Below are 19,907 nucleotides of genomic sequence, written 5' to 3' on the forward strand. Positions count from 1 at the left end.
TGATTTAAGGCAGTACAATGATTATTCCTTGGCAAGACATCACCCCCGACACGCTTGAAAATTTAATTAAAGAATTTATTTTGCGCGAAGGCACCGACTACGGCATGCAAGAAACGTCGCTTGATACCAAGATAAAACAAGTGAAAGCTCAACTAAAAGCCGGCAGCATTGCGATTGTGTATTCCGAGCTGCACGAAAGCGTCGATATTCGCGCCATCAATGAAATCCGTTAACTAACCTGATTTTGTCATAACGAGAAGCCAAGCAAAGTAGCAGCTATTTATTCTTATCCGCCATTCCTCTACACTGTTTGGCAATATTTAGTCGAAAGAAAGGATTATCATGTCGGCCAAACATCCTATTATTGCGGTAACTGGTTCATCCGGTGCAGGAACCACCACTACCTCTGAAACTTTCCGTAAAATGTTCAATATGATGGGCATCAAAGCCTCTTGGGTTGAAGGTGATAGCTTCCATCGTTACACACGTCCGGAAATGGATGTCGCCATTCGTAAAGCCAAAGAGCAAGGCAAACACATCAGCTATTTTGGCCCGGAAGCCAATGACTTCCCCGCACTATCAAACTTCTTCAAGCAATATGGCAAAGATGGCACCGGCAAAGTGCGTCGTTATCTACACAGCTTTGATGAGGCGGTACCATACAACCAAATGCCAGGCACTTTCACCCCGTGGCAAGATCTGCCTGAAAATACCGATGTGCTGTTTTATGAAGGATTGCATGGCGGTGTTGTCGATGGCGAGGTCAATGTGTCTAAACACGTCGACTTCTTGATAGGCATGGTGCCGATCGTCAACCTGGAGTGGATTCAAAAGTTCGTACGCGATACCCGTGACCGTGGCCATTCGCGTGAAGCCGTGATGGATTCTATCGTCCGCTCAATGGATGACTACTTAAATTACATTACCCCGCAATTTTCTCGAACTCACATTAACTTTCAACGCGTACCAACAGTGGACACATCTAACCCACTCAATGCCAAAGGCATTCCAAGTCTCGATGAAAGTTTTGTGGTGATCCGATTGCGAGGCATTAAAAATGTCGATTTTCCTTATCTGCTCGCCATGATTGAAGGGTCATTTATGTCCCGCCATAACACGCTTGTGGTGCCGGGCGGTAAGATGAGTTTTGCCATGGAGCTGATCATTCAGCCGTTGCTACATCAGCTGATCGAAACCGGAAAAATCGACTAAAATTGCTAGCAAGAGCACACTTACTGTCGAGTATGTGAGTTCGGGCACGTTTTAAACCTGAAAAACCCCTGTCTTGGGCGATCAAAATCAAGAAATTCCATCGAGAAAGGGGTAGTATTTAGGGCCGACTGTAAAAACAACTTACAGCAAAAACTAATCAACACCTATTCTATTTGACCAGTTTAGACGGTCTCAGGATGAGTGACTCCAAACTGAGCAAGCCTTGTAGAGGAAGTAACAAATTATGGTTCTAGGTAAACCTCAAACAGACCCAACACTAGAGTGGTTTCTATCACACTGCCACATCCACAAGTACCCTTCAAAAAGTACTTTGATCCATGCTGGCGAAAAAGCAGAAACCTTATACTACATCGTTAAGGGTTCAGTAGCGGTATTAATCAAGGATGAAGAAGGCAAAGAAATGATCTTGTCTTACTTGAACCAAGGTGACTTCATCGGTGAATTAGGCCTATTCGAAGAAGACCAAGAACGTACTGCTTGGGTCCGTGCAAAATCGCCTTGTGAAGTCGCTGAAATTTCATTTAAGAAGTTCCGCCAACTTATCCAAGTGAACCCAGATATCCTAATGCGTCTTTCAGGCCAAATGGCAAAACGTCTGCAAATCACTAGCCAAAAAGTTGGCGACTTAGCCTTCCTAGACGTAACAGGTCGTATCGCACAGACTTTGTTGAACCTAGCAAAACAACCGGATGCCATGACTCACCCTGACGGCATGCAAATCAAGATCACTCGTCAAGAAATCGGCCAAATCGTTGGCTGTTCTCGTGAGACAGTAGGTCGCATCTTGAAGATGCTAGAAGAGCAAAACCTGATTTCTGCACACGGTAAAACTATCGTGGTATACGGAACGCGTTAAGCGCCTTTCGTTTTATACATAGTGCAAAAATTAACAAAGCCACTGAATGAGAGTTCAGTGGCTTTTTTGGTATTCGAGTTTCGTTATTCGGGCGCTACGCTGCTTGTAACTCGAAAAGGATAAGAGCCGAGAGCCGAGAGCCGAGAGCCGAGAGCCGAGAGCCGAGAGCCGAGAGCCGAGAGCCGAGAGCCGAGAGCCGAGAGCCGAGAAAATTTTGCACCGATACAAACTAATGTCAATTATTCTGTCCGGCTCCCGAGTATGCGTCCCAGAACCACTGCACTTCTAGTTTTTTTCCTAGCTTCGAGAAGCGCAGCGACCTAGACACGAGTATCGAAACTACCCTATCGCCGGCAACACTCCCGCACTAATCAGCACTTGTACCCCAATGATCACAATACCCATCGATAAAGTTAATCCTAGGCCCAATGAGCCACCACCGACAGTAAAGGCTTGTGTCTCTTGGTGCTGCTGACGTGATTTCATTACCATTACTACTGGCAATAAAATCGCTAGGATAGCCAGAGCAATCGCTGCATAGCCCAGCGCCATAATGAAACCTTGTGGATAAAACAATGCAAAACACAGTGGTGGAACAAAGGTCACCAATGCAATCACAACACGACCGCTTTTGCTCTGATTCTTATTCAAGCTATCGCCAAGGAATTCAAATAAACCTAAACTCACACCTAAGAAAGACGTAATTAATGCAAGATCGGCAAATATAGACACAACTTGAGCAATCATTGGATTATGAATTACTTGAGAAAGCGTCCCCACTAACGCCGTCACATCCCCCGCTTGTGAAAGTGTGGCTTGATCCACCACCCCGAGCGTGGCCAACTGCCACAGAATGTAGACGACCAACGGCAGCAACGAGCCAAACACCATCACTTTTTTCAGCGATTTCATGTCCAATTCTAAATAGCGCACAACGGCAGGAATGCTGCCATGAAAACCAAATGATGTGAAAATCACTGGTAACGCAGCAATGATCAAACCTTTTTCTAGTGGCATATTCACTAAATGTACCGGCTCAATATTCGGCGTTAAGAAAAACAGTATCACCGCCATGGCAACCAGTTTACAGGTGAACAGCACGCGGTTTACTCGGTCTACTGAAGAGGTACCGAAAGTCACAATCGCCGCGATAATAACGGTAAAAATCAACGTGCCCATACCATTGGACACATCCAGTGCAAACCAATTGTGCAATTTGGCATTAAATTGGCCACCACCACCGGCAATGTAGGCGGCACATAGCGCATAAAACAAAAACAGCATCGCAAAAGTCGCAATCCATTTCCCTTTCTCGCCCAAAAATTGCTTGGCAAGTGTATGTAGCGTGGCATCGTGATCCGCATGCTGATGCAGTTCCAGCATTAATAATGCGGTATACGCCATCAAGGCCCACATACCAATCATGATGATGAGAGAAGTGCTAAAGCCTAAGCCAGCAGATGCGATAGGTAGAGCTAACATGCCTGCGCCAATCGTGGTGCCAGCAATGATCAAAGTACTACCAAAAACCTTTGAATTACTCATGTGTCTGTCTTTTTATCATTAGGTGGAATATTAATCTGACACATTACCGACTTTACAGAATGAAATCGAGGTGAAGAATCCCAGTTTTGCGCAAATATTCTACAAAAATGCCGCCATTTACGCTTTTATTAATATGTATCGAAATAATTACAGTATGTAAATAAAAATAAACCCTGAGACCAAAGTAGCCACAGGGTTCACTGTTTAACCGGTTTTTCTGGCTAAGATTAGATGCCGTATTGAGCGCGATATGCTTTAACAGATTCTAATTGCTCAGCATTATCACCTTTCTCTTCAAGGTAAGTAACCAAGTCACCTAGACTGATGATTGAAATCACCGAACAGCCAAAGTCACGTTCGACTTCTTGGATAGCCGATAACTCACCTTTGCCTTTTTCCTGACGATCGATTGCCACCAATACACCCGCTAAATCAGCGCCATTCGCTTTAATGATTTCCATCGATTCACGAATTGCAGTACCTGCGGTGATCACATCGTCCACCAGCATGATGCGGCCTTCTAATGGATTACCCACTAAGTTGCCACCTTCACCATGATCTTTGGCTTCTTTACGGTTAAAGCAATATGGCGTGTCAATATCGTGATGATCAGCTAGAGCGACAGCGGTGGTAGTCGCAATTGGAATACCTTTGTAAGCTGGGCCAAATAGCACATCAAATTCAATACCCGAATCGGCTAAAGCAGCAGCATAAAAACGACCTAAACGCGCTAAATCACGACCAGTATTGAACAAACCAGCATTAAAGAAATACGGGCTCTTACGGCCAGACTTTAAAGTAAACTCGCCAAATTTAAGAACTTGTTTCTCAAGAGCGAACTCAATAAATTCACGTTGATATGCTTTCATAATTATCCTGACTGTCGTATTTGTATTTAACTTTATTATTTCGAAAGAGCCGTTATTCGGGCGCTTCGCTGCGCGTTTCTCGACAGAGCAAAGATCGCTTTTTCGAGAAACGAGTAACGTTGATTAAATTGCTAAGGTTGCCTTCTGAACTTCAATAATATCTTGGATACCTTTCTCAGCCAGATCGAGCAATTGATTAAGCTCAGCGCGAGAGAACGCTTCGCCTTCTGCTGTACCTTGTACTTCGATCATCTTGCCTTCTTCGGTCATCACCACATTCATGTCTGTATCCGCCGCCGAATCTTCGACATATTCCAAGTCACATAAAGCGTGCTCGCCAATGATACCTACCGATACCGCAGCAACATGACACTTCATCGGGTTCTTTTTCAATTTGCCAGAATCCACTAACGATTGAATCGCATCGGCCAATGCCACACTTGCGCCTGAAATCGAGGCTGTACGTGTGCCACCGTCGGCTTGAATCACATCACAGTCCACCGTGATCATCATTTCACCCAGCACATCTAAATCCACCACCGCACGTAAACTTCGCGCGATCAAACGTTGGATTTCCATGGTGCGGCCGCCTTGTTTACCACTTGCCGCTTCACGACGGTTACGTGTATGCGTTGCACGAGGCAACATGCCATATTCTGCTGTGACCCAGCCTTTACCACGACCTTTTAGCCAACCCGGTACTTTTTCTTCAACACTGGCATTACACAACACTTTGGTATTACCAAATTCCACCAATACTGACCCTTCAGCATAAGCGGTGTAGTTGCGTGTCATTTTAATAGGACGAACTTGATCCGCGGCGCGATCGTTTGGACGTAACGTTGAAGACATAAAGATAACCCTGATTAGCAATAGAATTGGGGCGAGATTATAACGATCTTGTCATCAAAAAGCGATCTTAACGACGATTCATCAAACCACTTAGATTAAACAAACCACCTTGTCCTAGACTGTGATAATATCCACCGCAGAAAACCATCACATAATTCGATTAGGTAACTTTTCATGATCTACAGCATGACCGCTTATGCCCGCAAAGAAATCAAAGCTGATTGGGGCAACGCCGTATGGGAAATCCGCAGTGTAAACCAACGCTACCTTGAAACTTACTTCCGTTTACCAGAACAATTTCGTGGCCTAGAGCCGATTCTACGCGAGCGTTTTCGTAAGCGTTTAGCGCGCGGTAAAGTGGAATGCCACTTACGCTTTGAAGCTAACTCTAAAGCGCAAAGCGATTTAAACATCAATGAAGATTTGGCTAAGCAAGTCATCAAAGCCGCCAACCAAGTGATGGCCTTAACTGGTGAAGAATCTCGCATCAACCCATTCCAAGTAATGAACTGGCCAGGTGTGATGGAAGCGCCAGAGCAAGACATGGACACCATCCAAAAAGCATTGCTTGAAGGTTTTGAAGAAGCGATTGCTGACTTCATCGCTGCGCGTGGCCGTGAAGGTGACAACATGAAGTCTCTGATTGAGCAACGCTTAACTGCGATTACCGAAGAAGCCGCGAAAGTACGTGCTCGCATGCCAGAAATCCTACAATGGCAACGTGATCGTCTACTGAATAAATTTGAAGAAGCCAAAATTGAACTCGACAGCTCTCGTGTAGAGCAAGAACTGATTCTACTGGCGCAAAAATCTGATGTAGCAGAAGAACTTGATCGCTTAGATTCTCACGTTAAAGAAGCCACTAACATCATGAAAAAAGGCGGCGCTTGTGGCAGAAAACTCGATTTCATGATGCAAGAATTCAACCGCGAAGCGAACACGCTCGCGTCAAAGTCGATCAGCACTGATGTCACCGCTTCAGGTGTTGAATTGAAGGTGTTGATTGAGCAGATGCGTGAGCAAATTCAGAATATTGAATAATCCATAGCGCTTTACTTAAATACCAAACGAGCCCTCTTTGTTGAGGGCTTTTTGTTATTTGTATGATTCATCATGAAAGCCCAAAACAGCCATTTAGACGTCTAGACGTTGACATTTCCCTGTTCACACTTTACTCTGCGCGCCCTGTTTGAAAATTGTTTGGAATATTATGTCTGCGCCTAAACCCAATTTATCCAATAACATCACGCCTTCTGCACTGGCGCTATTACCACTCGGCGTATTTCTGGCGTTATTTATTGGAGTGGGTGCTTACTTAACGTTTGAAGGTGTGGATTTCGCGTTTTATCAATTACCTGCGCCTATTGCGGCCTTGCCTGCGATTGTGGTGGCGATTGCACTCAGCAAAGACAAAATCAATAAAGCCATTGAGCAGTTTTTGAAAGGTGTCGGCCATCAAGACATCATTGCGATGTGTATGATCTACCTACTTGCAGGTGCATTTGCTGCTGTCGCCAAAGCCTCTGGCGGTGTCGATGCCACGGTTAACCTTGGATTATCCCTGCTGCCAACCAGCATGATTTTGCCGGGCATCTTTTTGATCTCAGCCTTTATTGCCACCGCGATGGGCACATCCATGGGCACGATTGCCGCCGTTGCGCCAGTGGCGGTTGGCATTGCCCATTCTGCAGGCATGAGCTTGCCGCTGACCGCTGGCGTGGTCTTAAGTGGGGCCATGTTTGGTGATAACTTATCCATCATTTCTGATACAACCATTGCCGCGACGCGTTCGCAAGGCTGTGAAATGAAAGATAAATTTCGTGAAAACTTTAAGATTGCCGTGCCGGCTGCGATCATCGCGCTCATCATTTTCGCTTTTAGCAGCACTGCCACCCAAACGCCGACCACAACCGATATCGAGTGGTTAAAGATTTTACCTTACATCACTATTTTAGTATTGGCGGTGTCTGGTCTGAATGTGTTTGTTGTGCTCAGTTTAGGCATTGTGTTTGCAGGTGCTGTGAGTTTATTTTCCGTACCGGATTACGCGTTAACTCATCTGGGCAAAGACATTTACGCAGGCTTTACCAACATGCAGGAGATTTTCATTCTGTCGATGTTGATTGGTGGTTTAAGTGAGCTCATGCGTCGACAAGGTGGCCTGGCTTTCTTAACTCAGCTAGTTAGCCGTGTCATCAAGAAATTTGGTCGCAAACATGCCAATGATGCTAACTCCAAAGCCAGTGAACTCGGCATCGCGATTTTAGTGTCTCTCACCAACTTTTGTACCGCAAATAACACAGTCGCGATCATCGTTTCTGGCAGCGTGGCGCTTGAATTGTCTGAGCAAAATGACGTTTCGGCTCGTCGTTCGGCAAGTTTGCTGGATATTTTTTCTTGTGTCACTCAAGGGATCTTGCCGTATGGCGCACAAATCCTATTGCTCGGTTCGGTGTTTAAGTTGTCGCCGTTAGAGATTGTGAGCAATTCTTATTACTGCTTTGTACTTGCCGCTTGCGCAGTGTTAACCGTCTTCATCCAACATCGTCATCGCTAACTCATTACCTAATAGCCCTTCCTTATTCTCCCAACTTGCTAAACTGACACTAGCAGGTACAGCAAGTTGGGCTATTAAAATTCTCTTATAAATTTTACGGATTTTATTGATAACCTCCCAGCTGCGGGTGTATCTTTAATGAATTCGTCACCATGACGCAACATTATCGAGTTTCTCCTAACAAATTCTCACATTTTTCACCTCATCGAGGAACCGTTCATGGCCATTAAAAAATATACCCACGCCGCCGGCGGCTGGGGTGCATTGATCAGCACCAGTAAGCATCTACTCAAAAGCGAAAACGTCGCAAAAAATATCCGTAATTTACTTCGTACCAACCAAGACAAAGGCTTTGACTGCCCGGGCTGTGCTTGGGGCGAAGATGGCGAAAAAGGCTATTTCCACTTCTGTGAAAACGGTGCCAAAGCGGTCAACTGGGAAGGAACAAGCCGTCGAGTGAATGGTGATTTTTTTGCGCAGCACCCTGTGAATTGGCTGCGCAAACAAAGTGACTATTTTCTTGAGTATCAAGGCCGTTTGAACCAACCGGTTCGCTACAATGCGCAAACCGATCATTATGAAGCGATCAGTTGGGATGAGGCTTTTGCCCTCATCGCGCAACATATCAAGCAATTAGACTCCCCGAATCAAGCTGAGTTTTACACCTCTGGACGCGCCAGTAATGAAGCGGCGTTCTTATATCAGTTGTTTGCGCGTGCCGTCGGTACCAATAACTTCCCTGATTGTTCTAATATGTGCCATGAAGCTACCAGCGTTGCATTAGCTCAGTCCATCGGCATTGGTAAAGGCACTACGCGTATGGAAGATTTCAGCAAAGCAGACGCCATCTTCTTATTCGGCCAAAACCCAGCAACTAACCACCCGCGTATGATGGATACGCTTTATAAAGCCTCACGACGTGGTGCGTCGATTGTGTCGTTCAACAACTTAAAAGAACGTGGGCTAGAACGCTTTACCAACCCACAAAACAAGATTGAAATGCTCACTAATGGCTCCACCCCAATCAGTGGCCATTACTTCAAACCAAAACTTGGTGGCGACATGGCGGCAGTTCGCGGCATGGTTAAAGCCTTGTATGAATTTGATCAAAATGAACTCGCTCAAGGTCGTGCCTCTATTTTCGATCATGATTACATTCAGCAGCACACCAATGGCATGGAAGACTACCTAGCGAAAGTGGCGGCAACCAAGTGGGATGACATCATTGAGCAATCTGGCCTGACACGCGAAGAAATTGACACAGCAGCGACCACCTATCGCCAAGCGAAGCGTGTGATCACCACTTGGGCGATGGGCATTACCCAACACAAGCATTCGGTCAACACCATTCAAGAAATCGTTAACTTGCAACTCTTATTCGGTCAGATTGGTCGCGAAGGTGCAGGTGTGTGCCCTGTGCGTGGTCACAGTAACGTACAAGGTGACCGCACAGTAGGCATCAATGAAAAACCCTCCGCTGCGTTTAACGGCAAAATGGAGCAAGTGTTTAACTTCACGGTGCCAAAAGACCCAGGCCACAATGTGGTGGAATCGATCAAAGCCATGCTGGCCGGTGAAAGTAAAATCTTCATTGGGCTTGGCGGTAACTTTGTGTCGGCTACGCCGGATACTCGCTTAACTCAACAAGCACTAGAAAGCTGTAACCTGACTGTCAATATTGCGACCAAGCTCAATCGCACCCATTTATCTCCGGGTAAAGACTCACTGATCTTGCCTTGCCTTGGTCGCACCGATGTTGACCTGCAAAAAGGTGGGCAACAGTGTGTCACTGTGGAAGATTCATTCAGCATGGTGCACGCATCTTATGGTGCAGTAGAAAACGATAAAGACAAAAACGATCAAGGGGAAATGCGCTCGGAGCCGGCGATCATTGCTGGCATGGCGCACGCAACATTGGGATCGTATCCGGTGGATTGGCTGCATCTAATTGAAGATTACGATCGCATCCGATCGCTGATTGAAAAAGTGATCCCAGGCTTTGCTGGCGTCAATGACAAGATCAAACAACCGGGTGGTTTTTATCTTGGCAATTCAGCGCGAGACAATAACTGGCAGACACCATCAGGCAAAGCGGAAATCAAAAGCCACGATTTGCCTCAACACCTAATGCCGGCCAAATTGCGTGAGATGAGCGACCAAGCGGTGTTCGTATTGCAAACCATGCGCTCACACGATCAATACAATACCACGGTTTATGGATTTGATGATCGTTACCGTGGCGTGTTTGGCGAGCGTAAAGTGCTGTTTATGAATGCACAAGACATCGAAAAGCTGGGCATGAAAGCCGGTGATCGAGTCGACATTCGCTCACTGTATGCCGATCAATATGAGCGTGAAGTGTTTGGCTTTAAGTTGGTGGAATACGACATTCCTGCCGGTAATATTGCCGCTTATTTCCCAGAAGCAAACCCGCTGGTTGCGCTGCATGACAGCGGTGATTTAAGCCATACGCCAGTGTCGAAAGCGATTGTGGTCACGGTGAAGAAAAGTGCGGAAACCACTGAAAATATCCACGTCGTTTCCTACTAATTTCTAACACTCACTAAAAGACAAACGGGCCGAACATCATCATTTGTTCGACCCGTTTTTTATTTCTTATCTATTGATTAGATTCGTCTCATGTACTTTCATTTAAGTAGCAGAGTTAACTAGGGTCTATTGACCTAATAACCGCTGCGGATAGGTATAAGCATCGGCTCGGCCGGGGCGACAGAAGCCGACTAAGGTTAAATTCGACTGCTCTGCCAGTTTCACCGCCATGCTAGTAGCCGCTGAAATGGCAAGCAGAATTTCGATCCCCGCACTCACGGTTTTTTGCACCATTTCAAAACTGGCTCGGCTAGTCACCAAAATCGCCCCACCCGCGAGTTTATTACGCGCAATATAACCAACCAGTTTATCCAACGCGATATGACGACCGACATCTTCACGAATCGCGAGAATGTCTCCCTGTTCAGACACATACACCGCCGCATGGGTCGCCCCAGTGATTTGGTTGAGAGTTTGTTTCCCTTTGAGATCCGCTAATACTTGATCGATCAAATGCCAATCGAACTGACTTTGATTCGGCAATGTCGGTTGCGTTCGCACCACATGAGACAAACTTTCTGAGCCACAAATCCCGCATCCGGTACGTCCAGCCATGGTACGACGCGCCTGCTTTAAACGCTCAAAACAACGATTCGATAATTCGATATGCAATTCCACACCGGCGCTCGATTCCACGGTGTCGATATCATGAATGTCACGCGCGTGGCCAATAATGCCTTCAGACAGGGAAAAGCCAACCGCCAGATCGTCCAAATCGGCTTGACTGCACATCAACACAGTATGAGCGATACCGTTATAAACCAATGCAACCGGCGTTTCGATCGCAAAGGTTTCTTGCTGTGGCATAGTGAAATGATTCGCTGAACGAAAACGAGTTACTGAGCCTTGATGAACAAGCTCTTCCATCATGAAATCAGGGCGAATATTAGGTTCAATTTGAGGCATGGGATGATTGCTCTTAAAACACACCAAGTCAGTATACAGAAACCACCGAATTAAAGTGGAATTAATCATCAACAGATTCAAATTGGTGAATGCTTGTGCTACTCTTCGCTCCCCATTTTTCTACCTGATGCTTTTTACCTTTGTAGCCAGCTACAATGAACTAAAATACTCAGGATAAACCACAACAAAAGTGAATGAACCATGATCGGTAAAGGTACGCTTTATATTGTTTCTGCGCCAAGCGGTGCAGGTAAATCGAGCTTGATCGCAGCCATGTTAGAGAAAAACCCTAACTACGCGATGAAAGTATCTATTTCTCACACCACGCGTGATCAGCGCCCAGGTGAAGAAGATGGCGTTCATTATCACTTTGTGGAAAAAGATCATTTCATTGAACTGATGGAACAAGGTGTTTTCCTTGAGCACGCGGAGGTGTTTGGTAATTACTACGGAACGTCTCGTGTGTGGATTGAAGAAAGCCTCAATAAAGGCATCGATATTTTCCTAGATATTGATTGGCAAGGCGCGCGTCAAATCCGTGAGCAAATGCCAGAAGCGAAAGGTATCTTTATTCTGCCGCCATCGAATGGTGAGCTTGAACGTCGCTTAAATACCCGCGGTCAAGATAGCGAAGAAGTCATTGCTGGCCGTATGAGCAAGGCGAAATCGGAAATCTCTCATTACAATGAGTATGATTACCTTATCATTAACGATGATTTCGATGCCGCACTGATGGACTTTAAAGCCATCATTCGTGCTGAGCGTCTAAAACAAGAGAAACAAGCGGTTAAATACAACGGCATGTTGAAAGCACTGTTAGCGGAATAATTGCTGCTAACGCGAACACACGGGATCTTATTGCTAGAATCTACACAAGTATGGTTGTATAATTTCCCGTCATTCTAAATAAAATTCACTAATTGGAGTCACCATGGCACGCGTAACTGTCCAAGACGCTGTTGAAAAAATCGGTAACCGTTTCGACCTAGTTCTTATTGCGGCTCGCCGCGCTCGTCAAATGCAAACTGGTAACAAAGATGCATTGGTTCCGGAAGAGAACGATAAGACTACCGTGATCGCTCTACGTGAGATCGAAGAAGGCTTAATCACGAAAGAAGTATTGGACGCACGTGAGCGCCAAGAACAACAAGAGCAAGACGCGGCAGAATTAGCAGCAGTAAGCAGCATCGTTCACCACCGTTAATCTCTCTATTCTGGGCGTATAACATTGTACTTATTTGAAAGTTTAAAGGCCGTTGCCCAAGAATATTTGCCAGAGTCTCAAATCGAGACTCTGCGCCAAGCCTTTTTGGTTGCAAAAGATGCCCACGAAGGTCAAAGCCGTTCTAGTGGCGAACCTTATATTATCCATCCTGTCGCGGTAGCCCGCATTCTTGCAGAGATGCATCTCGATAACGAAACCTTAATGGCGGCGTTGTTACATGATGTAATCGAAGATACTGAGGTCACCAAAGAAGATCTTGCCGAACAATTTGGTGAGACAGTGGCAGAACTGGTGGATGGCGTATCGAAACTCGATAAGCTCAAATTCCGTGATCGTAAAGAAGCTCAAGCTGAAAACTTCCGCAAAATGATCTTAGCCATGGTGCAAGACATTCGTGTAATTTTAATTAAGCTGGCTGACCGTACTCACAACATGCGCACCCTCGGCGCATTACGTCCAGATAAACGTCGTCGCATCGCGCGTGAGACGTTAGAAATCTTCTCTCCCCTTGCCCACCGTTTAGGTATTCACAACATTAAAACTGAGCTAGAAGAGCTGGGTTTTGAAGCGTTATACCCGAACCGCTACCGCGTTTTAAAAGAAGTGGTGAAAGCCGCTCGTGGTAACCGCAAGGAAATGATCCAACGCATTCACAGTGAAATTGAAGGCCGCCTACAAGAAGCGGGGCTACAAGTTCGTGTCTTGGGTCGTGAGAAAAACTTGTACTCCATCTACAACAAGATGCGTACTAAAGAACAACGTTTCCACACCATTATGGACATTTACGCTTTCCGCGTGATTGTGGATACGCCAGATACCTGTTATCGCGTACTTGGCCAAGTGCATAACTTGTACAAACCTCGCCCAGGCCGCATGAAAGACTATATTGCGGTACCTAAAGCGAACGGATATCAATCTTTGCACACTTCGATGGTTGGCCCTCACGGCGTACCGGTTGAAGTGCAGATCCGTACTGAAGATATGGATCAAATGGCCGACAAAGGTGTCGCGGCGCATTGGTCGTACAAAGCCAATGGCGACAGCTCTGGCACGACAGCGCAAATTAAAGCGCAGCGTTGGATGCAAAGCCTACTTGAGCTGCAACAAAGTGCCGGTAACTCATTTGAATTTATCGAAAACGTAAAATCGGATCTGTTCCCAGATGAGATTTTCGTGTTCACACCAAAAGGCCGCATCATTGAATTACCAGCTGGTGCGACTGCGGTCGATTTCGCCTATGCGGTGCATACTGATGTCGGCAATACTTGTGTCGGTGCGCGGGTCGATCGTAACCCGTACCCACTCAGCAAAGCGCTGAAAAATGGCCAAACCATTGAAATCATTAGTGCACCGGGCGCTCGCCCTAACGCCGCATGGTTAAACTATGTGGTGACTTCGCGTGCCCGCACTAAGATTCGTCAAGTGCTGAAAACCATGCGTCGTGAAGAATCGGTGGCATTAGGTCGTCGTTTACTCAACCACGCACTGGGTGAGCTTTCTCTAAAAGACATCAGTGAAGACAACATCAAACATGTGGTTGCTGATCTTAAACTCAAGACGCTGGATGATTTGTTAGCCGCGATTGGTTTAGGTGAGTTGATGAGCATAGTGATCGCACGTCGCTTATTAGGCGATGCGGATGAACTAACAGAAATGCCAAGCACGGATCCAGAAGTAACCACCAGCAAGAAGAAACTGCCTATTCGTGGCGCAGAAGGTATTTTGCTGACTTACGCCAAGTGTTGTCACCCAATTCCAGGCGACGAAATCATTGCCCATGTTTCTCCGGGTCGTGGCTTGGTTATCCACCGTGAAACTTGTCCAAACGTTCGTGGTTATCAAAAAGAGCCAGAACGTTATATGGCTGTGGAATGGTCGAAAGATATTGAGCAAGAGTTTATTACTGAGCTCAAAGTCGATATGCAAAACCGTCAAGGTGCGTTGGCAGAATTAACCAATGTCGTTGCCTCTACAGGTTCAAATATTCATGGGATTGCGACCGAAGAGCGTGATGGCCGTTTGTATACCATCACCTTGCTATTAACCACCAAAGACCGCGTTCATTTAGCCGGCATAATGAAGCGTATTCGCGTGATGCCACATGCTTTAAAGGTTCGTCGCGCACGCAACTAGATCGCTCGTTTCTCGTTTCTTGAAAAAGCTTCCTTTTCAGTAACGGGAAACGAGATGTTCTCTTTTCTATTATTTCGTTGTTGCCGCTGTTTTACTCTTTAACTTCCACGATTTGTACTTTCGAAAATTTTATCCGCTGATGCCGTCACAAAGCCTTGATACAGCTCTCCATTCTTCATAGGAAAACGCTTAGCAAATTCATAGAACCCACCTGGTATTTCCAGCTCGCCATCGCTAAACTCTACCGACACTTTATCTGCGATAGTAGAAGATTGCTGTAGCCCCACCTCAGCACTGCCTTTGATATCACCACCAGAATGATTCATTTCAAAATGGTGCCACACAAGAAAATCATTCACTTGCTCTAAATCTGCAAAGCCTGAAAGTTCATTCACACTCACAGTAAAATGATTGGCACCAAACCCATGCGCTCCAACCCAGGCTGCATATTCACTTTCTTGTGCCAAACTTAAATATTCTTGTTTTGAAATTCGCCACGGGCGCCCCTGAAATAAAAAACGCACATCATCGGCATACTGATGAGGCAAGTCATGAATCAACTTGCCAACAATGTCTTTGAGATTATCGGAACATAATTCTAAGCAAAGCTCACTAATAAAGACTTTGGGATATTGAGGTTCAGGGTGCTGATAATGATGTGCGAGCAGCTTTTTACTTTCAAAATGATATTCGCCCGCTTGTTGATAACCCAATTGCACAAAATGTTTAGCCAATTGGGCCAAACCCAGTTTACTGCCGGAAAACGTGCGCAGCGCAATATGATCGTTCACGGGTTGTTCATGTTTATGTGTCAGTAGTTTCTGCACTTTTAACGCTGAGGGACACAAACGCTGGGTGTAATCCTGCCAAAGCTGCTCAAATAATTGCTCAACGCTCACCATAGACTCTCTCCATTGATACCTACTGAATTAACTATAGTTCAAGTTATCAAAAGCAATGGATAACACATTCATTTCTTTCGTAAAATTCACACAACACAAAAAAATAAAGGCGATCTCACTGATCGCCTTTAAAATCCTAACCATGCCACTTACGCTCTTAGATTCAATTAATCCATGAGTGACGCTAAAGCCGCATCGAGTTTTTCTAAACCTTGCTCAATTTCATTTTTAGTAATCACTAATGAAGGTGTAAAGCGCACAACGTTCGCCCCCGCCACCAGAAGTAATAAACCATTTTTGCCTGCTGCAACCAGAATATCACGCGCGCGGCCATGCCACTCTTGTGTCAATTCGGCACCAATCAATAAGCCTTTACCACGAATATCAGCAAAGATACCGTATTTTTGATTCAACTTTTCTAAGCCTTGTTTCAGCCATTGTTCACGCTCAAGCACACCTTCTAACACTTGCGGTTGGCTGATGTGATTGACTACCGCCTCAGCCACCGCACACGCCAACGGGTTACCGCCATAAGTTGAACCATGCACGCCCACTTTCATGTGTTGAGCAAGTTCTGTGGTCGTCAGCATTGCGCCAATCGGGAAGCCGCCACCTAAAGATTTCGCAGTAGAGAGAATGTCTGGCGTCACACCTAGGCCTTGATAAGCATAAAATTCACCGGTACGGCCATTACCAGTTTGCACTTCATCGAAGATCAATAGCGCATTGTTTTGATCACAAAGATCGCGCACCGCTTGTACAAACTCGGCATCCGGTGAAACCACGCCACCTTCACCTTGTAGTGGCTCCATCATTACCGCACAAGTTTTATCTGAAATGTGCGCTTTTAACGCTTCAAGGTCGTTGTAAGGAATATGGGTAATATTGCCTGGTTTCGGGCCAAAACCATCCGAGTAAGCCGGCTGCCCACCCACAGTGACGGTAAAGAAAGTACGGCCATGAAAGCCTTGCACAAAAGCAATGATTTCACTCTTGTCTTCACCGTGCACTTCTTTTGCCCAACGACGCGCTAATTTTAATGCGGCTTCGTTTGCTTCTGCGCCTGAGTTGGCAAAAAAGACCTTTTCTGCGAAGCTAATTTCGGTAAGTTTTTTCGCTAGGCGTAGCGCTGGTTCATTGGTCATCACATTGCTGAGGTGCCAAATTTTGTGTGCTTGTTCGGTTAGAGCTTCCACCATAATAGGATGGCAATGACCCAAGCAACTGACCGCAATACCACCAGCAAAATCAATGTATTCTTTACCCTCTTGATCCCAAACCACTGAACCTTGGCCACGCACTGGAATCATTTCCATCGGGCTGTAACAAGGCACCATGACTTCTTCAAACCAGCTTCTTTTTACTTGAGTATCTACTGACATCCCTAATCCTTTTTATCCAACGACAAAGTCTCATTAATGTATCGGACTGAATCCACATCATCAATAAATTTTCATTCATTAAAAATAAATAAAAATTCACAAACTACTATTAAAAAGAGGTTCATGCCGACATCTCAACACGAATAAGATAAGGATAGTGTAATTTTAAATAAGGATAAAATAATCATCGTCAGGTTGTGCCACATCTAACACTTCTGACTTTTTACCTTTAATAACGCTGAAGAAAGTTCGCTAAGATTTGATGACCACATTCGGTTTTGATCGATTCAGGGTGAAACTGCACCGCGTCAATCGGCAAGGTTTTGTGTTGATAGCCCATAATCTCATCCATCTCACCATTATCTAAGGTCGTCCAAGCGGTCAACTCAAAACAGGATGGCAAGCTATCCTTTTGCACCACCAAAGAATGGTAGCGTGTCACCATGAGTGGGTTAGGCAAATGGCGAAATACGCTGGCACCTGTGTGTCGAATAAGCGACGTTTTACCATGCATCACCTGCCGAGCACGAACCACTTTCCCACCAAACACTTGCGCGATGGCTTGATGACCCAGACACACGCCCAGAATAGGCAGCTTACCAGCAAAATGTTTTATCGCTTGCAAAGAGATACCGGCTTCATTGGGTGTGCATGGACCCGGTGAAATGACCAAATGGCTTGGATTTAACGCTTCAATGCCAGCAATATCAATCTCATCATTACGAATCACACGTACTTGTTGCCCTAATTCGCAGAAGTATTGGTACAAGTTGTAAGTAAAAGAATCGTAGTTATCAATGATCAGTAGCATGACAGCAATCTACTCGAATAGAAAAAGACGGCTTATTCTGCAACACCAGTGCAGAAAGGCAAGCTTAGCATCAAAATTGGTCAACAATTTTCTTTTTTCAGCAAGCGATTTCGCTCAAGTAAAACACACAAAAATGAATCAAACGCGTGTTTGACTGCACACAATTACAATCTCTCCCTATAGACTAGTGATAGATATGTTAATAATGTATTTCATTAAAATAGGCGATTTCATAGCCTACTATTTGATGATATTCCGTCAATAAAAAGAAAAATGGTCGATTTAACACTTATCTCTCGAGCGCTAGTTAAAACGACAATTTTATATAGAAATTTATTTTACTTTGAAGCGTAAAGTACAACTGTTTAGATTTCCTGCAAGGAGTGCAACATGAACGATTGGCAATCCATCTTACAATATAAAAACCTGTCTCATTTTCTGAGCGCTATTTGCCAAAAGAATCAACATAAAGTGGCTTATCAGTGCTTAGGAAAAAGTCATACTTATGCAGAGATCGATCATCTATCTACTCTTTTTGCAAAATGGTTACAACATGAAAGTGGGTTGAATGCGGGTGATCGTATCGTGATTCAATTGCCTAACATCACTCAATATCCTATTGCCGCTTATGGCGCAATTAAAGCAGGATTGATCATTGTAAACACTAATCCACTTTATACTCCGCGCGAAATGCACCATCAATTCAATGACTCGGGTGCAAAAGCACTGATTATTTTGGAAGATTTACTACCTAAATACGAAGCGATTAAAGAGCACGTAAATATAGAAAAAGTCATAACAACCAAGGTGACAGACTTCATTCAAGCCACTGAAAACCAATCTAACTATATCGACTTCATGTCTATCTTATCTCAGTCTGAATCACTCTCTAATTTATCCCCATCAGAAGCACAACTAGAAGATATAGCTATTTTACAATACACCGGTGGAACCACTGGAGTGGCAAAAGGAGCAAGCCTCACTCAATCCAATATTATTTCAAATGCAGCTCAAATGAGCGAACGTATTCTACAAATAGACAATATTGAAAATGGTAATTTTATTTGCCCCTTACCGCTGTACCATATCTTCGCTTTCACAGTGAATATGATTAGTTTATTTAGTATAGGTGCGTGTAATATTCTTATCCCAAATCCAAGAGATATTGATAATTTAGTCGAAACATTCAAGAGCAATACTATTACAGGCATGGCAGGCATTAACACCTTATTTGTTGCCCTGTGCCACCACCCAGAATTCCCAAATATTAATTTTTCCAATCTACAACTCACTATATCTGGTGGATCAGCATTAAATACATCGACTTTCCATTTATGGAAAAAGCTTACCGGATGCACTATTTCAGAAGGTTGGGGGCTCTCAGAAACCTCTCCGGTATTAACATTAAATGAATTTGGTAAACAAATACCAGGAAGTATTGGCACACCGATTGTTGATACCATCTTGGAAGTTTGGGGGCCAGATAATAAACCTTTACCTCAAGGTGAGGTCGGTGAACTTGCAGTGAAAGGCCCACAAGTCATGAAAGGCTATTGGAATCGCCCGGAAGAAACCGCCAAAGCAATTATTAATGGCTACTTTCTAACCGGTGATATTGGCCTACAAATGCCAAATGGCGCATTTAAAATCGTTGATCGCATGAAAGATATGATCATTGTCTCTGGCTTTAATGTTTACCCTAATGAAGTGGAAGAAGTTCTCTGTTCACACGATGAAATTCTGGAAGCTGCGGTCGTTGGTGGGCCTGATGAGAGAAGTGGTGAAGCCGTAATTGCGCACGTTGTGTTACATCAAGATTCCGAGCTTACGACAAAACAAGTTGAAGATTATTGCCGTGAGAATCTAGCGGCTTATAAAGTACCTCGCCAAATTCATTTCCATGAATCATTGCCTAAATCAACCGTGGGTAAGATCTTACGCCGAGAGTTGCGTAGTGCTTGATGAGCGTTAACTAACGAGCATAATAAACCCCGCTTTAATATCACTTAAAGCGGGGTTTATTTTT

At 44.8% G+C, this 19,907-nt stretch carries 17 protein-coding genes; 10 read left to right on the forward strand and 7 right to left on the reverse strand.

The genetic code is table 11. The features are described 5' to 3' along the window. Positions 1–17: 17 nt before the first annotated feature. The 3 genes from Vgang_RS10945 (at position 18) to crp (ending at position 2,089) form a co-directional block, all read left to right on the forward strand. A complete protein-coding gene (locus Vgang_RS10945; RefSeq protein ID WP_105902897.1) occupies positions 18–233 on the forward strand; it encodes a YheU family protein in 216 nt (71 codons plus the stop codon). A gap of 109 nt (positions 234–342) precedes the next feature. Continuing rightward, positions 343–1,212 (forward strand): phosphoribulokinase, encoded by an 870-nt coding sequence (locus Vgang_RS10950; RefSeq protein WP_105902896.1) that lies wholly within the window; start codon positions 343–345, stop codon positions 1,210–1,212. A 244-nt stretch (positions 1,213–1,456) separates the two neighbouring features. After that, a complete protein-coding gene (crp, locus tag Vgang_RS10955) occupies positions 1,457–2,089 on the forward strand; it encodes a cAMP-activated global transcriptional regulator CRP (RefSeq protein WP_086982043.1) in 633 nt (210 codons plus the stop codon). A gap of 339 nt (positions 2,090–2,428) precedes the next feature. Here crp and Vgang_RS10960 read toward each other — a convergent pair whose 3' ends face one another. The 3 genes from Vgang_RS10960 to rph all read right to left on the reverse strand — a co-directional run bounded on the left by Vgang_RS10960 (position 2,429) and on the right by rph (position 5,355). After that, positions 2,429–3,634, reverse strand: coding sequence for an aromatic amino acid transport family protein (locus Vgang_RS10960; protein ID WP_105902895.1), 1,206 nt, complete (start codon positions 3,632–3,634; stop codon positions 2,429–2,431). A gap of 227 nt (positions 3,635–3,861) precedes the next feature. After that, positions 3,862–4,503, reverse strand: coding sequence for an orotate phosphoribosyltransferase (pyrE, locus tag Vgang_RS10965; protein ID WP_105902894.1), 642 nt, complete (start codon positions 4,501–4,503; stop codon positions 3,862–3,864). Positions 4,504–4,626: 123 nt separating this feature from the next. Then, positions 4,627–5,355 carry a ribonuclease PH gene (gene rph, locus Vgang_RS10970; RefSeq protein ID WP_105902893.1) on the reverse strand — a complete coding sequence of 243 codons (729 nt, stop codon included), beginning with the start codon at positions 5,353–5,355 and terminating at the stop codon, positions 4,627–4,629. Between the two features lie 174 nt (positions 5,356–5,529). Here rph and Vgang_RS10975 point away from each other — a divergent pair, with 174 nt between their 5' ends. From Vgang_RS10975 to Vgang_RS10985, 3 genes are all read left to right on the forward strand, one after another. Beyond that, positions 5,530–6,396, forward strand: coding sequence for a YicC/YloC family endoribonuclease (locus Vgang_RS10975; RefSeq protein ID WP_105902892.1), 867 nt, complete (start codon positions 5,530–5,532; stop codon positions 6,394–6,396). 169 nt (positions 6,397–6,565) lie between these two features. Continuing rightward, positions 6,566–7,912 (forward strand): Na+/H+ antiporter NhaC family protein, encoded by a 1,347-nt coding sequence (locus tag Vgang_RS10980; protein WP_105902891.1) that lies wholly within the window; start codon positions 6,566–6,568, stop codon positions 7,910–7,912. Positions 7,913–8,131: 219 nt separating this feature from the next. Continuing rightward, a complete protein-coding gene (locus tag Vgang_RS10985) occupies positions 8,132–10,462 on the forward strand; it encodes an FdhF/YdeP family oxidoreductase (protein WP_105902890.1) in 2,331 nt (776 codons plus the stop codon). A gap of 126 nt (positions 10,463–10,588) precedes the next feature. Here the strand turns inward: Vgang_RS10985 and fdhD are convergent, their stop codons facing one another. Then, complete coding sequence (gene fdhD / locus Vgang_RS10990; protein WP_211294086.1) at positions 10,589–11,428, reverse strand: formate dehydrogenase accessory sulfurtransferase FdhD; 840 nt, start codon at positions 11,426–11,428, stop codon at positions 10,589–10,591. A 204-nt stretch (positions 11,429–11,632) separates the two neighbouring features. Between fdhD and gmk the strand changes: the two genes are divergently transcribed. The 3 genes from gmk to spoT all read left to right on the forward strand — a co-directional run bounded on the left by gmk (position 11,633) and on the right by spoT (position 14,786). Next, a complete protein-coding gene (gmk, locus tag Vgang_RS10995) occupies positions 11,633–12,256 on the forward strand; it encodes a guanylate kinase (protein WP_105902917.1) in 624 nt (207 codons plus the stop codon). Between the two features lie 103 nt (positions 12,257–12,359). Next, positions 12,360–12,632 carry a DNA-directed RNA polymerase subunit omega gene (rpoZ, locus tag Vgang_RS11000; RefSeq protein WP_105902889.1) on the forward strand — a complete coding sequence of 91 codons (273 nt, stop codon included), beginning with the start codon at positions 12,360–12,362 and terminating at the stop codon, positions 12,630–12,632. A gap of 24 nt (positions 12,633–12,656) precedes the next feature. Beyond that, positions 12,657–14,786, forward strand: a complete 2,130-nt coding sequence (spoT, locus tag Vgang_RS11005; RefSeq protein WP_105902888.1) for a bifunctional GTP diphosphokinase/guanosine-3',5'-bis pyrophosphate 3'-pyrophosphohydrolase — start codon at positions 12,657–12,659, stop codon at positions 14,784–14,786. Between the two features lie 98 nt (positions 14,787–14,884). Here spoT and Vgang_RS11010 read toward each other — a convergent pair whose 3' ends face one another. The 3 genes from Vgang_RS11010 to Vgang_RS11020 form a co-directional block, all read right to left on the reverse strand. Further along, positions 14,885–15,685 carry a DUF1338 domain-containing protein gene (locus tag Vgang_RS11010; protein WP_170066849.1) on the reverse strand — a complete coding sequence of 267 codons (801 nt, stop codon included), beginning with the start codon at positions 15,683–15,685 and terminating at the stop codon, positions 14,885–14,887. A gap of 170 nt (positions 15,686–15,855) precedes the next feature. Beyond that, on the reverse strand, positions 15,856–17,070 hold the full coding sequence (locus Vgang_RS11015) for an aspartate aminotransferase family protein (protein ID WP_105902886.1): 1,215 nt from the start codon (positions 17,068–17,070) through the stop codon (positions 15,856–15,858). A gap of 229 nt (positions 17,071–17,299) precedes the next feature. After that, positions 17,300–17,881: an aminodeoxychorismate/anthranilate synthase component II gene (locus tag Vgang_RS11020; protein WP_105902885.1), complete on the reverse strand. Its 582-nt coding sequence runs from the start codon at positions 17,879–17,881 to the stop codon at positions 17,300–17,302. 390 nt (positions 17,882–18,271) lie between these two features. Between Vgang_RS11020 and Vgang_RS11025 the strand changes: the two genes are divergently transcribed. Beyond that, positions 18,272–19,843 carry a long-chain-fatty-acid--CoA ligase gene (locus tag Vgang_RS11025; protein ID WP_105902884.1) on the forward strand — a complete coding sequence of 524 codons (1,572 nt, stop codon included), beginning with the start codon at positions 18,272–18,274 and terminating at the stop codon, positions 19,841–19,843. The last annotated feature ends 64 nt before the right edge of the window (positions 19,844–19,907 follow it).

Origin of the sequence: Vibrio gangliei (genome assembly GCF_026001925.1) — a bacterium.
Taxonomy (GTDB): Bacteria; Pseudomonadota; Gammaproteobacteria; order Enterobacterales; family Vibrionaceae; genus Vibrio; species Vibrio gangliei.